The organism is Allobosea sp. CER48 (genome assembly GCF_044752385.1).
Lineage (GTDB): Bacteria > Pseudomonadota > Alphaproteobacteria > Rhizobiales > Beijerinckiaceae > Allobosea.
In genome coordinates, this window is the sequence record NZ_JBIWYK010000027.1 from 1 (window position 1) to 14,726 (window position 14,726).

Sequence of the window (14,726 nt, forward strand, 5' to 3'; positions counted from 1 at the left end):
GGTGCGGCCTGCTGCCGTCAGAATTCCGTGAGTATCGTTGAAGGGCGCCCCGGTGCCGCCCGAGTGAGGTTTCGAGCATGACCATCCGTTTTCATCGCGGCGACCTGCCTGACGGCTACGAGGCCGGATCGAGCGTCGCGATCGACACCGAGACGCTCGGCCTCAACCCGCATCGTGACCGGCTCTGCGTGGTCCAGCTTTCGCGCGGCGACGGAACCGCCGACGTCGTCCAGATCCCGAAGGATGGCGAACGGCCGAAGAACCTGATCCGCCTGCTCGAAGACCCGGCCGTGCTGAAGCTCTTCCACTTCGCGCGCTTCGATGTCGCCGTGCTGCGCCATGCCTTCGGCGTGGTCACCGCTCCGGTGTACTGCACCAAGATCGCCTCGAAGCTGACGCGCACCTATACCGATCGGCACGGGCTGAAGGATCTGGTGCGCGAACTGCTCGGCGTCGAGCTTTCGAAGCAGCAGCAATCCTCCGACTGGGGGGCGGACACGCTGAGCGAGGCGCAGCTCGCCTATGCCGCCTCCGATGTGCTGCATCTGCACGCGCTCCATGCGAAGCTCGAGGCGATGCTGGCGCGCGAGGGGCGCGGCGATCTTGCCCAGGCCTGTTTCCGTTTCCTGCCCTATCGCGCCGAGCTCGATCTTGCCGGTTGGAGCGAGACCGACATTTTCGCTCACACTTGACAATTTCTAAGGCTTCTTGCGTCAGTCTGCCCCGAAGACGTGGCGCAAGGGGCGCTCTCGTCTGATCTGGAGCGAGCGGCGCGGGGGCGCGTTGCGGTTCGCCCGGCGACACAAAAAGGCCGTGAGCGGCTGCCATTGCGCGGGGCATGACTGTGGCAATCACCTTCGACGATCCGGCAGGAAGGATTTCCGCGCAGGATTTGCGCCGTCGCGCGGCTTTCGGCGCAGCGCGGCGCCATACCAGGATCGTCCAGGTCCTGCGCAAGGTGATCCCGCTTGCCGCGGTCGTGCTCGTGCTGGCGCTGGTCGTCGTTCCCTTCCTCAACCCGCTCGGCGGCAAGCTCGCCAATGTCTCGGTCAGTTCCGTCGGAATCACCGGTGGCAAGGTCAGGATGGAGACGCCGAAGCTATCCGGCTACCGCAAGGACAACCGCCCCTATCAGGTCACGGCGGAGAACGCCTTCCAGGAGATCAAGAATCCGACGCAGATCGAGCTCCAGACCCTGACCGCCCGCATCCAGATGGAACGCGAGGGCTGGGTGACGGTCAATGCCAAGACCGGCCTGTTCGATACGCAGAAGGAGAAGCTTCGGCTGGTCGACCAGGTGAAAATCCGGACCGAGAGCGGCTACGAAATGCACATGAAGACGGCCGATGTCGACTTCAAATCCGGCGCAGTCGTCTCCAAGGATCCGGTCAACGTCAATCTCGGCGAGACGTCGATCGACGCCAACACGCTTGACGTGAAGAACAATGGCGAGTTGATCGCGTTCGAGGGGCGGGTTCGGGTCTTCATCCGGAACGCGCCTAAAGGTACCATCGCCGGGCCGGAGCGCGAGGGCAGCACGCCGATGCTGGAGCTGCTCAACGCGAATCGGGCTGCCCCGGCGGGCGAGGCGGCTGCGAATGATGCCGGCAACGGGAAGAGACAGTGACATGAGCACGGCAAGCCAGAGTTTCCGTTTCGCCAAGGGATTCCGTGGCGCCGCCCTGCTGCTGGCGGCGGGCGTCGTCCTGGCTGCCGCTCCGCAGCCGGCGCTCGCGCAGGGCAAGGCGCGCGGCGCGAATTCGTCCTCCTCTGCGCTCGGCGGCCTCGGCGGCGACAGCAAGGAGCCGATCAAGATCGACGCCGACAAGCTCGACGTGCTCGACAAGGAAAACAAGGCCGTCTTCACCGGCAATGTCGTGGCGGTCCAGGGTGAGACGACGGTGCGCTGCTCGGTGATGACCGTTCTCTACGAAGGGCGGGCTGGCGGCCAGGGCGGGGCAGGTTCCAACCGCGCGGCGACGCCGGCTCCGGCTCCGGCTCCGGCCGCCAATGGCGGCAACGGCCAGGCCAATGACTCGTCGATCAAGCGCATTCTCTGCAAGGGGCCGGTCACCGTCGTCTCCAAGACGCAGGCCGCGACCTCCGACAACGCCGAGTTCGACCGCGCCAACAACGTCGTGATCATGACCGGCAATGTCGCCTTGAACGACGGCCCCAACATCACGCGCGGCGAGAAGCTGACCTACAACACGGTCACCGGCGTCGCGAATGTCGAAACCAACAAGGGCGGTCGCGTCCAGGGGTTCTTCGTCCCGAATTCGGGCGAAGCTAACAAGGCCGATGCGAACAAGCCCGGTGCCAAGCCGGCCCCGAAGCCCACCAACTGATCGTGCCCCAGTGACTGTCTCCGAAGCGCCCCGCCCCGCTGCCATGCCTGCTCGCACAGAGGCCCCGAGTTCGGGCGGTGCCTTCGGCCGTCTGCGTGGACTCTTCGGCGGGAGCGGCCGGGCGACCGACGCGCGTAGTTCCGGCTCCGTCGCCGCGGCGATCGGAGGGCCGGGCATCCTGGCCGTCAGCAATCTGCGCAAGAGCTATGGCGGGCGTACGGTGGTGTCCGACGCCAGCCTCTATCTGCGTCAGGGCGAGGCTGTGGGCCTGCTCGGTCCGAACGGCGCCGGCAAGACCACGATCTTCTACATGATCACTGGGCTGGTCGGGGCCGATTTCGGCGTCATTTCGCTGGAGGGCAACGACATCACCGCGCTGCCCATGTACCAGCGCGCCAGGCTCGGCATCGGCTACCTGCCTCAGGAGGCATCGATCTTCCGCGGGCTGTCCGTCGAGGACAACATCCGCGCCGTGCTCGAGGTCGTCGAGCCTGACCGCAAGGCGCGCGAGCGCCAGCTCGACCAGCTGCTCGAGGAATTCACGATCGCACGCCTGCGCAAGGCGCCTTCGATCGCGCTCTCCGGCGGTGAGCGCCGCCGCTGCGAGATCGCCCGCGCGCTCGCCGGCAAGCCGTCCTTCATTCTGCTCGACGAGCCCTTCGCGGGCATCGACCCCATCGCGGTCGGCGACATCCAGGCGCTGGTGCGCCAGCTGACGGACCGCGGCATCGGCGTGCTCATCACCGATCACAATGTGCGCGAGACGCTCGGCCTGGTCGATCGCGCCTACATCATCCATTCCGGCCGCGTGCTCACGGAAGGTTCGCCGGCCGAGATCATCGCGAATCCCGATGTCCGCCGCGTCTATCTCGGCGAGGATTTCCGCCTCTGACGCGGATATGCGCCCGGATTTCCGTCGCGCTGTTGCGGTGCATCAAAAAACCTGCCCGCAAACGAGGCATTGGCTTTGACGCGGCGATAAGCTGGCGCTAGGGTCTTCTCGAAAGCAAGAAGCGTGCCGATTGGTGCGCGATCGAGAAGGGCCGTCCGCGCATGGCGATGATGCCGCGCATGGAGTTGCGTCAGGGCCAGTCCCTGGTGATGACGCCGCAGCTGCTGCAGGCGATCAAGCTCCTGCAGCTGTCGCATCTGGAGCTGCAGAATTTCGTCGACACCGAGCTTGAGCGGAACCCGCTGCTGGAGCGGGACGACGGCTCCGAGCCGCCGCTGCGCGCCCCCGAGGCGGAGAACCCGCTGGCTGCCGATCCCGAGAGCTTTGCCCGCGCCGAAAGCCGCCACACCCAGGAAGGCATGGAAGGGCGGCTTGGCACCGGCCTCGACAATGTCTTCCAGAACGAGCAGCCGAGCGCGGCGCGCAGCGATACAGCGGGGGCCGACAGCCTGCCGGTGATCGGCGGCGCCTATGGCTCCCGCGGAGGCTCCTTCGAGGACGGGCCCGAGGGCTTCGAGAGCGGACTCACTGCCGAGCTTTCGCTGCATGACCACCTCAGCGCGCAGCTTGACCTCGCCGTCACCGACCCGGCCGACCGGATCATCGGCAGCCACCTGATCGACGCGGTCGACGACAGCGGCTATCTGGGCGAGCCCGTTGCCGATATCGCCGAGCGCCTGGGTGTCGGTGTCGAGCGGGTGGAGGGCGTGCTTCGCATGGTCCAGAGCTTCGATCCGTCCGGCGTCGCCGCGCGCGACGTCGCCGAATGCCTGGCGATCCAGCTGCGCGACCGCGATCGCTTCGACCCGGCCATGCAGGCTCTCGTCGCGAACCTTCATCTCGTCGCCAAGCGCGATTTTGCCGCGCTGAAGCGTGCCTGTGGCGTCGATGACGAAGACATCGCCGATATGGTCGCCGAGATCCGCCGGCTAGACCCGAAGCCGGGCCGGGCCTTCGGCGGTTCTGCCGCGGAAACGGTCGTCCCGGATGTCTTCGTTCGCGCGGCGCCCGATGGCTCGTGGTTGATCGATCTCAACCCGGACACGTTGCCACGCCTTCTGGTCAATCAGACCTACCATGCCCGCGTCTCGAAAGCGGCCCGCAACGACGAGGAGAAGTCCTTCATCGCCGAGTGCCTGCAGACGGCGAACTGGCTGACCCGCTCGCTCGAGCAGCGCGCCCGCACGATCCTGAAAGTCGCCAGCGAGATCGTGCGTCAGCAGGACGGCTTCTTTGCCCACGGCGTCGAGCATCTGCGGCCGCTCAACCTCAAGACCGTCGCCGACGCGATCGGCATGCACGAATCGACCGTCTCGCGCGTTACCTCGAACAAGTACCTGACCTGCTCGCGCGGCGTTTTCGAGATGAAGTATTTCTTCTCTGCGGCAATCGCGGCCACAGGTTATGGCGAGGCGCATTCGGCCGAGGCCGTTCGCTTCCGCATCAAGCAGATGATCGACGAGGAGAGCCCGCGAGACGTGCTCTCGGACGATGCCATCGTCACGCGTCTCAAGGCGACGGGCATCGACATTGCCCGGCGCACTGTCGCGAAATACCGGGAATCCCTGCGCATTCCATCATCGATGGAGCGTCGGAGGGAGAAGGTTGCGATGGCGGCAGCCGGGCGCTGAAGCAAATAGGTTCCAAAACGCGGACGCATTGGCGCTATGCCCCTCTTGTCACATTGACATCCCGGACTCGCAGTTCTTAGCTCTTGGTGATGGCCGAGCACTGGCCATGGCTAAACAAGGGGAAGCACTCCATGAGCTTGCGAATCTCCGGCAAGAATCTCGATGTCGGCGAGGCCCTGCGCGGCCAGGCCGAAGAGCGGGTCGCTGCGGCCGTCAGCAAATACTATGAAGGCGGCTACCAGGGACACGTAACGGTCGACAAGGACGGTACGGCTTTCCGCACCGACACGGTCATCCACCTCTCTTCGGGGATCACGCTGGAAGCCTCCGCCACCGCCCACGACGCCTATGCCAGCCTCGACAAGATGGCGGAGCGGATCGAGAAGCGGTTGCGACGCTACAAACGCCGGCTGAAGGACCGTTCGGCTTCCAATGGGCGTGACGTCGGCATCGAAATCCCCAGCTATGTGATCGCGGCGCCTGATGACGAGATTGAGGAACTCGACGGCGTTTCGGCCGGCGATAACCCGGTGATCGTCGCCGAGGCCACCAAATCACTCCACGTTCTGACGGTCAGCGATGCGGTTGCCGAGCTCGATCTGACAGGTGCGCCCGTCATCATCTTCCGCCATGCTGGCAATGGCCGGATGAACATCGTATACCGCCGCCGCGACGGCAATATCGGCTGGATCGACCCGCCGGCATCGTTGTCCTGAGGCCGGCGGGCGACCGCTCCGGCCGTCGAACCTTGACCCGTGCCGACGGCGTTCGAGCCGGCACGGGACATGCATGGACGGGCGAATGACGCTGACCGATCTCCTGAGCCCAGCCGCGGTCATCTCGCCGCTGCGGGCTAACGGCAAGAAGCAGGCTCTGCAGGAGCTTGCGCAGCATGCCGCCGCCCTCACGGGGCTCCCCGAGCGCGAGATATTCGAGTCGCTGCTGCAGCGCGAACGTCTCGGCTCGACCGGTATCGGCGACGGCATCGCGATCCCACATGGCCGCATGCCCGGCATCGACCGCCTGGTCGGCCTGTTCGCGCGCGCCGAGAAGCCCATCGATTTCGACGCACTGGACGATCTTCCGGTCGATATCATCTTCGTTCTGATCGCGCCGGAAGGGGCGGGGGCAGATCACCTCAAGGCGCTCGCCCGCGTCGCGCGCGTGCTGCGCAACCAGTCGGTGCTGGAACAGGTCCGGAAGATCCGCGATCCCGCCGCGATCTACGCCATCCTCGCCGAGTCGGCGGCGCAGGCCGCCTGAGGTTAAACTCATTAAAGACTGCTTGGACGATGCCGGCCGACGGGCTATGACGCCGGCCATACGGCGCTGCGCGTCCGGCTGGAGCCCGTTCTGATCCGCAGCGAGTCTGTTGGAGGAACAGTCTCCGTCTCAAAACGGGACCGCAGTGCTTCATTGTTTCGGAGCCGCTGACCATGGCCTATACGCATGTCGATCTTTTCCCTCTCGGCGAGGACACGACTCCCTATCGCAAGCTCGGTAGCGAAGGCGTCACTGTCGAGAAGATCGGCGACCGGGAGGTTCTGAGCGTGTCGCGCGAGGCGATCCGCAAGCTCTCGGAGCAGGCCTTCATCGACATCAACCATCTGCTCCGCCCGGGCCATCTCGCGCAGCTCGCCAAGATCCTCGACGACCCGGAGGCGACGTCGAATGACAAGTTCGTCGCCTATGACCTGCTGAAGAACGCCAATATCGCCGCCGGCGGTGTCCTCCCGATGTGCCAGGACACGGGCACCGCGATCATCATGGGCAAGAAGGGCCGCAAGGTCTGGACCGAGGGCGAGGACGAGGCCGCACTCGGCGAGGGCGTGGCGGACGCCTATTTCAAGCGCAACCTGCGCTATTCGCAGCTCGCGCCGCTCTCCATGTTCGAGGAGAAGAACACCGCGACCAACCTGCCGGCGCAGATCGACATCTATGCCGAGGGCGAAGACGCCTACAAGTTCCTGTTCGTCTGCAAGGGCGGCGGCTCGGCCAACAAGACCTTCCTCTATCAGGCGACCCCGTCGCTTCTCACCAGGGACCGCATGATGGCATTCCTGAAGGAGAAGATCCTGACGCTCGGCACCGCAGCCTGCCCGCCCTACCATCTCGCCATCGTCATCGGCGGCACCTCGGCCGAGCAGAACCTGAAGACGGTCAAGCTGGCTTCGACCCGTTATCTCGACGCGCTGCCGACCAAGGGCTCTGCTTCCGGCCATGCCTTCCGCGACCTCGAGATGGAGGAGGAGGTCCACAAGATGACGCAGGCGCTCGGCGTCGGCGCGCAGTTCGGCGGAAAGTACTTCTGCCACGACGTCCGCGTGATCCGCCTGCCGCGCCACGGCGCCTCGCTGCCGATCGGGCTCGGCGTCTCCTGCTCGGCCGACCGCCAGGCCAAGGGCAAGATCACCAGGGACGGCATCTTCCTCGAGGCGCTCGAGACCGACCCGTCGAAATACCTGCCGGATGTCGACGAGGCGAAGCTCGGTGGCGACGTCGTCAAGATCGACCTCAACCAGCCGATGAGCGAGATCCTCGCGACGCTGTCGAAGCACCCGGTCAAGACGCGGTTGTCGCTGACCGGCACCATCGTCGTCGCGCGCGATCTGGCCCATGCCAAGATCCGCGAACGGCTGGAGAGCGGGCAGGGCATGCCCGATTACTTCAAGAACCATCCGGTCTATTACGCGGGCCCCGCCAAGACGCCCGAGGGCTTCGCGTCAGGCTCCTTCGGGCCGACCACGGCCGGCCGCATGGATTCCTTCGTCGATCAGTTCCAGTCCTTCGGCGGCTCGATGGTGATGTTGGCCAAGGGCAACCGCTCGGCGGCGGTCCGCGAGGCCTGCAACAAGCATGGTGGGTTCTATCTCGGCTCGATCGGGGGCCCGGCGGCACGCCTCGCGCAGGATTGCATCCGCAAGGTCGAGGTCCTCGAATATCCCGAACTCGGCATGGAAGCCGTGTGGAAGATCGAGGTCGAGGATTTCCCCGCCTTCATCGTCATCGACGACAAGGGCAACGACTTCTTCAAGGAGTTGAACCTCGGATGAGGCTTATCCTCGCCGTTGCGTCGCTTCTGCTGGCCGGTTCGGCGCTCGCCCAGCAGCCGCGTCCGGCGACCTGCTCGCGCGACCTCTTCCAGAACGAGGCCGGCTTTCGCCTGCAGCAAACGCGGCTCGCGGCCGCGGCCACGGCCGACCAGGCAACCCAGTGCCGGACGTATCGCGAGCATGTCGCCTATCTCCAGAAGGCGCGTTCGGTCTTCGCGGCCTGCCAGGGCGGGGCGGAGCGGGAGCGCAATGTCTCGGAGATGGATTCCGAGCTGGTGAACTACCGCGCGCTCATCGCCAACCGCTGCGGCGGGCGCTAAGGCTTTTTCCGATTGCTAGAACCGAAGGCTCTCCGATGACCGATCAGCCCGAAGCGCCGCTCCAGATTGCCGTCGTGCCCGTGACGCCTTTTCAGCAGAACTGCTCGATCGTCTGGGACACGAAGACGAAGCAGGCGGCCATCGTCGACCCCGGCGGCGACGCGCAACGCCTGCAGGAGGCCGTCAAGGAACTCGGCGTAACCCCGGTCGCGATCTGGCTGACGCATGGCCATCTCGACCATGCCGGCGGTGCCACGGAACTGGCCGAGGCGCTGTCGATCCCGGTCATCGGGCCGCACGAGGGCGACAAGTTCCTCCTCGATGGCTTGCCGGAACAAGGCCTGCGCTTCGACATCCTCGGCATGAAGGCGGTGGTGCCGACGCGCTGGCTGCAGGATGGCGATACCGTTTCACTGGGAGACCTGACGTTCGCGGTTGCGCATGTGCCGGGACATTCACCGGGACATGTCACCTTCTTCCAGAAGGACCTGCGTTTCCTGCTGGCCGGCGATACCGTCTTCGCCGGTTCGATCGGCCGCACGGACTTTCCCTATGGCGACCATGAGGCGCTGATCTCGGGGATCAAGACCAAGCTCCTGCCGCTCGGCGACGATGTCCAGTTCCTGCCCGGACACGGTCCGGCCAGCACGCTGGGCGAGGAGCGCCGTAACAACCCGTTCCTGCAAGGGTAGGGGGCGCTAGCCCGCCGTCAGGGTTCAGGCATCGCGCGGTCGGCTGGCTCGGGGCCATCGCCGGTGCAACCCCGGCTGTTGCCGTTGCGACCTTGCTCCTCATCATCCGAGCCGGTCATGTTCGGTCATCTGATGACGGGAAGCCGCGCAACCCCTGCGCCAAGCGGGGTCCGGAAACGCCAACGGCCATGCAGCGGAACGGTGCGCGTACATCCGGCGTCACACGTTCGGCTCATGGCCGTCTTTACGGACGCTGGAGAGCTGTGGAACGCCCTCGACATCGTCGTGAACTGGAAATGGGAAGCCGGGCAGGCGATTACAAGCCCCTGGTCGAAAAACTTCTGCGCCACTCGTAAAGCGCGTCGGGCTCACCCTCCTCATTGCGCGTTCCGTCATTGAGACCGACGAGGCGGAAGCCGTGGCGCTCATAGAAGGCCCGGGCAGCCGCGTTCCGCTGGAAGGTGAACAGGCGGAGCCGCCCGGGGCTGCGCTCCTTCGCCTCGGCAAGCAGCCGCGAGCCGATGCCGCGCCTGAAATGCCCCGGCAGAACATAGAGCTGGTCGACAACATCGCCATCGCGGCAGAGGAATCCGAGGATATGCCCGGCTTCGCGAGCGGCCAAGGTCTCGCCGGAAGCGAGCCTTACGGCCCCGATCCAGCCGCGAACCTCCTCATCGCTGTGGCAGCGACGCAGATTGGGCAGGGCACCGGCGCGGGAGGCGAGGTAGAGCGTTGCGATCTCCCCGGCATCCCGGGGAGAAGCGCGGTCTATCGCGATCGCCGAAGGCGCCTCCACCGCGGCGGCGTCAGGCGTCGAAGACGCCGAGCAGGAAGTCCTGCTTGCCGATCTGGAAGCCGTTCTCGCGCAGGATGTCGTAGGCCGTCGTGGCGTGGAAATAGAAGTTCGGGATGGCGAAGCGGGTCAGATAGGCCTCGCCGGTCATCGTCACGGTCGCGGAGGGGCCACGCGGGAAGGTGACGTCGCGGGCAAGCCCGGCATCGAGCGCGGCCCCGTCGGCCGCGGCGACGAAGGCGAGCGTCTTGGCGATGCGTTCCTTCAGCTCCGGGAAGCTCTTCTCCTCGTCGGGGAAGCGTGGATTTTCACCGCCCGACAGGCGGGCCACCGCGTTCTTGGCAAAGTCGCAGCACAGCTGGATCTGGCGGGTGAAAGCCAGCATGTCCGGAGCGAGCCGCGCGGCCAGCAGCACCTCCGGCTGGATCTTTCGGGTTTCTGCTTGCGCGACGGCCTTGTCGAGAATGGCGTCGAGCGCCTTGAGGGTCTGCACGAAGCCGGAGAGGGCGGCGGCCTGGACTGTGAGCGGCATGGGAAACCTCGAAACGACAACGGGCCCGGAAAGGGCCCGCCCCGTATCGTTATAGAGTAGATTCCGTCAGCCCGCTCTGCGCTGGCAGATCAATCCTTCGCGCGCTCGACATAGGAGCCGTCGGCCGTCATCACGACGATGCGGGTGCCGACGCCGACATGCGGCGGCACGGCGCTGCGCACGCCGTTGGAGAGGATCGCAGGCTTGTAGGAGGAGGAGGCCGTCTGGCCCTTGGTCACCGGCTCGGTCTCGGCGACTTCGAGCGTGACACGCTGCGGCAGCTCGATCGCGACGGCCTTGTCCTCGAACACCGAGAGCGAGACCTTCATGTTCTCCTGGAGATAGGGAGCCGCATCGCCGACGACATCCTTGTCGACATGGATCTGGTCGTAGGTCTCGGGGTTCATGAAGACGTACTGCTCACCGTCCTGGTAGAGATAGGTGAAGTCGCGGTCCTCGACATAGGCGCGCTCGACCTGCTCGGTCGTCTTGTAGCGCTGCGTCATCTTGGTGCCGTCGGAGATGCGGCGCATGTCGATCTGCGTCGTCGGCGTGCCCTTGCCGGGGAAGAAGCTCTCGGCCGAGATGACGGTGCAGAGATGTCCGTCGAGCTCGAGGACGTTGCCCTTGCGGACGGAAGAGGCGATGACCTTGACCACGTGAATGTCCTTGCTGGCGCGCGGCGTTCCCCCGCGCTATGCGAATTCTGTCGCCGCGCAACTACCGCATTCGCGCGCGAAACGAAAGCTTTCCGACGCATTCGACGCGAGATTCGATGAGTTCCTCCCCCACGCCCTTCTGGCGGCCTGATGTCCATGCCGACCGCCGGCCGGCCCTTCTGGCGCGCGGGCGCATCAAGGCGGCGCTCAGACGCTGGCTCGAGGCTGATGGCTTCACCGAGATCGAGGCAGCGATCCTGCAACTTTCGCCCGGCAACGAGACGCATCTGCACGGCTTCGGCACGACGCTGGTCGACAACGCCGCCGAAAGCCATCCCTACTACCTGCATACCTCGCCGGAATTCGCCGCCAAGAAGCTGCTCGCCGCGGGCGAGACGCGCATCTTCGATTTCGCCCGCGTCTTCCGCAATCGCGAGCGGACGGCCCTGCATCACCCCGAATTCACCATGCTGGAATGGTATCGCGCCGGCCAGACGTACGAAGTCCTGATGCAGGATTGCGCGGTGCTGATGGCGGAAGCCGCGCGCGCCGCCGGCGCCACGATGCTGCGTTGGCGCGGGATCGAGGCCGACCCCTTCGCCGAGCCCGAGCGACTGACCTTGCAGGACGCCTTCAAGCGCCATACCGGCATCGACCTGCTGCGCACGGTGACGGCGGACCACGATGTCGATCGGGGCGGGCTCGCCGCCGATGCGATCGAGGCCGGCATCAGGGTCGCTGAAGACGATACCTGGTCCGACATCTTCAGCCGCATCCTTTCGGAGCGTATCGAGCCGCATCTCGGCCGTGGCCGCGCCACGATCCTCTGCGAATACCCGATCAGCGAGGCCGCGCTCGCCCGTCCGAAACCCGGCGACCCGCGCGTGGCTGAACGCTTCGAGCTCTATGCCTGCGGCGTCGAGCTCGCCAATGCCTTCGGCGAACTCACCGATCCGGCCGAGCAGCGCCGCCGTTTCGAGGCCGACATGGACGAGAAGGAGCGCATCTATGGCGAGCGCTATCCGATCGACGACGATTTCCTGGAGGCCCTGGCATTGATGCCGGCGGCCTCGGGCATCGCGCTCGGCTTCGACCGGCTCGTCATGCTCTGCGTGGGCGCGCGCCGGATCGAGGATGTGCTCTGGACGCCGGTCGCGGAACCGGGCAGGGGAAGGGCATGACCGTTCACCAGCCTCCCGGCGGCCAGCCGCTGCGCAGTATCGGCGCGCTCGTCGAGGCCGGCCTTGCCGCGCCCGCGCGCCGCGAGGCACTGCAGAAGGTGGCGGAGCGCTATGCCGTCTCGGTGACGCCGGCCGTCGCCGGGCTGATCGACCCGACGGACGCGGCCGACCCGATCGCGCGCCAGTTCATCCCCGATGCCGCCGAGCTGGTGACGCTGCCGCAGGAACTGGCAGACCCGATCGGCGACGACGCTCATTCCCCGGTCGAGGGCGTGGTCCACCGATACCCGGATCGTGCCCTGCTCAAGCTCGTCCACGCCTGCCCGGTCTATTGCCGCTTCTGCTTCCGGCGCGAAATGGTCGGCCCCGGCGGCGATGCCCTGACCGGAGCCAGGCTTGACGCCGCGCTCGCCTATCTCGCCTCCCGCCCCGAGATCTGGGAGGTGATCATGACGGGTGGCGATCCTTTCATCCTCTCCGCCCGCCGCGTCCGCGAGGTGGCCAGGCGCCTCGCCGCGATCCCGCATATCAAGGTGGCGCGCTGGCACACCCGCGTGCCGGTGGTCGATCCCGGCCGGATCACGCCCGACTATGCGCGGGCGCTGCGTATCCCCGGCAAGGCGAGCTATATCGCGATCCATGCGAACCATCCCCGTGAGTTTACGGAGGCTGCCCGCGCCGCGATCGCGATCTTGGCCGATGCCGGCCATGTCCTGCTCAGCCAGTCCGTGCTGCTCAAGGGCGTCAATGCCGATGTCGAGACGCTGGGTGGGCTGATGCGTGCCTTCGTCGAGAACCGCATCAAGCCCTATTACCTGCACCATCCCGATCTCGCGCCCGGCACCTCGCATTTCCGTCTGACGCTGGAGGAAGGGCAGGCACTGGTCAAAAGCCTGCGCGGCCACCTTTCGGGGCTGTGCCAGCCGACCTATATCCTCGACATTCCCGGCGGCGCCGGCAAGATTCCGGTCGGCCCCTCCTTCCTCTCGGGATGCGAGACACCGGGCGCGGAGGCCGTCGCCGAAGACCGGCATGGCGGGCAGCATCTCTATCCGCCCGCCTGATACCTGAGGATATCGACATGCAGGACAAGATGCCTCTCGCGATCGTCTCGGACATCGCCTGCCCCTGGTGCTTCATCGGCAAGACGCGGCTGGAGACGGCGCTGGAGCGCTTCCGGCTGACGGAGCGTTTCGCCATCACCTGGCTGCCCTATGAGCTCAATCCGGACATGCCCCAGGACGGCATGGATCGCACTCAGTACCTCGACGGCAAGTTCGGGCCCGGCAAGCGCAAGGAGATCGAACTGCGGCTGTCGGAGGCGGCGCTGGAGAGCGGCGTCACCTTCAACTGGGCGAAGGTGACGAAGAGCGTCAACACCCGCATGGCCCATATGCTGGTCGCGGCGGCCTCGACGGTGCAGCGTGGCGGCGACATGACGGCGGCGCTCTTCAAGGCCTATTGGCAGGATGGGCGCGATATCGGCGAAATCGAGACGCTGATCCAGATCGCCGTCGAACAGGGCTTCGACGAGCAGGCTGCCCGCGACGAGCTCGCCAATGACGAATTGCGCGAGACCGTGATCGGACTGGAAGATCATGCCCGCAAGGTCGGCGTCACCGGCGTGCCCTTCTTCATCGTCGACGGCAAGCTCGCGGTCTCCGGCGCACAGCCGCCGGATGTCTGGGCACAGGTCTTCCAGCAGGTGCTTACTGCGCAGCAGCCTGAAGTGCCGCAGTTCTGAGCGATCCGCTCAGATGCGCGCCAGATGAACCACGGCGGGCGCCGCCAGCGCGACGCCCGACAGGAACAGCAGGACGAAGACGATCCGACGCAGCGCGGCCGGCGATATCGCCGGGGGATAGCGTCTGGCGAGATGCGTCGCGGCCATCACGACCGGCACCGCCAGCAGGCCCGACAGGACCGAAGCGGAGGGAATCTGTCCGGAGGTGGCCACCAGCCCGGTGCGGCAAAGCGCATTCAGGGCGAACACGGTCACCAGCGTCTCGCGGATGGTCACCAGCGTCATCGGCTGTCGGTAGAAGTGATACACCAGCGGCGGGCCGGAGGTTGAGAACATCCCGCCCATCAGCCCGGCGACGCTGCCGAAGAACAGGAAGCTTGGCGCCCCCGAAAGCTGTTCCAGCGGCTGCGGCTTGCGGGCGAGCTGCAGGCTCGAGACGATGATTACGAAGCCCAGCGCCAGCCGCAGCAGATCGGCCTGGCTGTCGGCCAGCCATTCCAGCAGACGATAGCCGATGAACAGCGTCGGCAGGCTCGCCGCCATCACCAGCCAGAATTCGCGCCAGGCCACGTCGCGCCAGCCCTTCACCAGCATCTGCGTCGCGTTGACGAGCGTCAGCAGGCTTACGAGCATCGCGGCGTCGGGCAGCGAGATCAGGCCGGACAGGCCGACGCCGCCCATGGTGATCAGGCCGAAGGCGAAGCCGGTCAGCGTCTGGGCATAGGCCGCGACGCCGGTCAGCAGCAGGAAGCCGAGCAACGCGGCCAGGGACATCGACGACTGCCTCCAGAATGATGGAGCGAACGCCTAGACCATTGGCG

Annotated in this window: 17 protein-coding genes; 13 read left to right on the plus strand and 4 right to left on the minus strand. The window is 66.1% G+C overall.

Annotation, left to right across the window (positions count from 1 at the left end; translation table 11 throughout):
• Positions 1-77 precede the first annotated feature (77 nt).
• The 10 genes from ACIPIA_RS02315 to ACIPIA_RS02360 all read left to right on the plus strand — a co-directional run bounded on the left by ACIPIA_RS02315 (position 78) and on the right by ACIPIA_RS02360 (position 8,996).
• Complete coding sequence (locus ACIPIA_RS02315) at positions 78-692, plus strand: ribonuclease D (protein ID WP_400506274.1); 615 nt, start codon at positions 78-80, stop codon at positions 690-692.
• A 146-nt stretch (positions 693-838) separates the two neighbouring features.
• Positions 839-1,627, plus strand: coding sequence for an LPS export ABC transporter periplasmic protein LptC (gene lptC / locus ACIPIA_RS02320; RefSeq protein ID WP_400506276.1), 789 nt, complete (start codon positions 839-841; stop codon positions 1,625-1,627).
• Position 1,628: 1 nt separating this feature from the next.
• On the plus strand, positions 1,629-2,348 hold the full coding sequence (locus ACIPIA_RS02325) for an LptA/OstA family protein (protein ID WP_400506278.1): 720 nt from the start codon (positions 1,629-1,631) through the stop codon (positions 2,346-2,348).
• 43 nt (positions 2,349-2,391) lie between these two features.
• Complete coding sequence (lptB, locus tag ACIPIA_RS02330; protein ID WP_400506279.1) at positions 2,392-3,240, plus strand: LPS export ABC transporter ATP-binding protein; 849 nt, start codon at positions 2,392-2,394, stop codon at positions 3,238-3,240.
• 161 nt (positions 3,241-3,401) lie between these two features.
• Entirely contained in the window at positions 3,402-4,931 is a 1,530-nt protein-coding gene (rpoN, locus tag ACIPIA_RS02335; RefSeq protein WP_400506281.1) for an RNA polymerase factor sigma-54, read from the plus strand.
• Positions 4,932-5,062: 131 nt separating this feature from the next.
• Positions 5,063-5,647 (plus strand): ribosome hibernation-promoting factor, HPF/YfiA family, encoded by a 585-nt coding sequence (hpf, locus tag ACIPIA_RS02340; protein ID WP_400506305.1) that lies wholly within the window; start codon positions 5,063-5,065, stop codon positions 5,645-5,647.
• Positions 5,648-5,732: 85 nt separating this feature from the next.
• Positions 5,733-6,194, plus strand: a complete 462-nt coding sequence (gene ptsN, locus ACIPIA_RS02345) for a PTS IIA-like nitrogen regulatory protein PtsN (RefSeq protein ID WP_400506283.1) — start codon at positions 5,733-5,735, stop codon at positions 6,192-6,194.
• A gap of 173 nt (positions 6,195-6,367) precedes the next feature.
• Positions 6,368-7,984 carry a fumarate hydratase gene (locus ACIPIA_RS02350; RefSeq protein ID WP_400506285.1) on the plus strand — a complete coding sequence of 539 codons (1,617 nt, stop codon included), beginning with the start codon at positions 6,368-6,370 and terminating at the stop codon, positions 7,982-7,984.
• Positions 7,981-8,304, plus strand: coding sequence for a hypothetical protein (locus ACIPIA_RS02355; RefSeq protein ID WP_400506287.1), 324 nt, complete (start codon positions 7,981-7,983; stop codon positions 8,302-8,304). The genes ACIPIA_RS02350 and ACIPIA_RS02355 overlap by 4 nt, the downstream gene beginning before the upstream one ends.
• A 35-nt stretch (positions 8,305-8,339) precedes the next feature.
• Entirely contained in the window at positions 8,340-8,996 is a 657-nt protein-coding gene (locus ACIPIA_RS02360; RefSeq protein ID WP_400506289.1) for an MBL fold metallo-hydrolase, read from the plus strand.
• Positions 8,997-9,312: 316 nt separating this feature from the next.
• Here ACIPIA_RS02360 and ACIPIA_RS02365 read toward each other — a convergent pair whose 3' ends face one another.
• The 3 genes from ACIPIA_RS02365 to efp form a co-directional block, all read right to left on the minus strand.
• Positions 9,313-9,792, minus strand: coding sequence for a GNAT family N-acetyltransferase (locus ACIPIA_RS02365; protein WP_400506290.1), 480 nt, complete (start codon positions 9,790-9,792; stop codon positions 9,313-9,315).
• A gap of 10 nt (positions 9,793-9,802) precedes the next feature.
• Positions 9,803-10,321 (minus strand): DUF1993 domain-containing protein, encoded by a 519-nt coding sequence (locus ACIPIA_RS02370; RefSeq protein WP_400506293.1) that lies wholly within the window; start codon positions 10,319-10,321, stop codon positions 9,803-9,805.
• Between the two features lie 89 nt (positions 10,322-10,410).
• A complete protein-coding gene (gene efp, locus ACIPIA_RS02375; RefSeq protein WP_400506295.1) occupies positions 10,411-10,980 on the minus strand; it encodes an elongation factor P in 570 nt (189 codons plus the stop codon).
• A 116-nt stretch (positions 10,981-11,096) separates the two neighbouring features.
• Here efp and epmA point away from each other — a divergent pair, with 116 nt between their 5' ends.
• The 3 genes from epmA to ACIPIA_RS02390 are packed head-to-tail and all read left to right on the plus strand — an operon-like array spanning position 11,097 to position 13,905.
• Positions 11,097-12,161, plus strand: coding sequence for an EF-P lysine aminoacylase EpmA (gene epmA / locus ACIPIA_RS02380; RefSeq protein ID WP_400506297.1), 1,065 nt, complete (start codon positions 11,097-11,099; stop codon positions 12,159-12,161).
• Positions 12,158-13,225 carry a lysine-2,3-aminomutase-like protein gene (locus ACIPIA_RS02385; protein ID WP_400506299.1) on the plus strand — a complete coding sequence of 356 codons (1,068 nt, stop codon included), beginning with the start codon at positions 12,158-12,160 and terminating at the stop codon, positions 13,223-13,225. The genes epmA and ACIPIA_RS02385 overlap by 4 nt, the downstream gene beginning before the upstream one ends.
• A gap of 17 nt (positions 13,226-13,242) precedes the next feature.
• Positions 13,243-13,905 (plus strand): DsbA family oxidoreductase, encoded by a 663-nt coding sequence (locus ACIPIA_RS02390; RefSeq protein WP_400506301.1) that lies wholly within the window; start codon positions 13,243-13,245, stop codon positions 13,903-13,905.
• Positions 13,906-13,914: 9 nt separating this feature from the next.
• Here ACIPIA_RS02390 and ACIPIA_RS02395 read toward each other — a convergent pair whose 3' ends face one another.
• A complete protein-coding gene (locus tag ACIPIA_RS02395; RefSeq protein ID WP_400506303.1) occupies positions 13,915-14,679 on the minus strand; it encodes a TSUP family transporter in 765 nt (254 codons plus the stop codon).
• Positions 14,680-14,726: the final 47 nt, after the last annotated feature.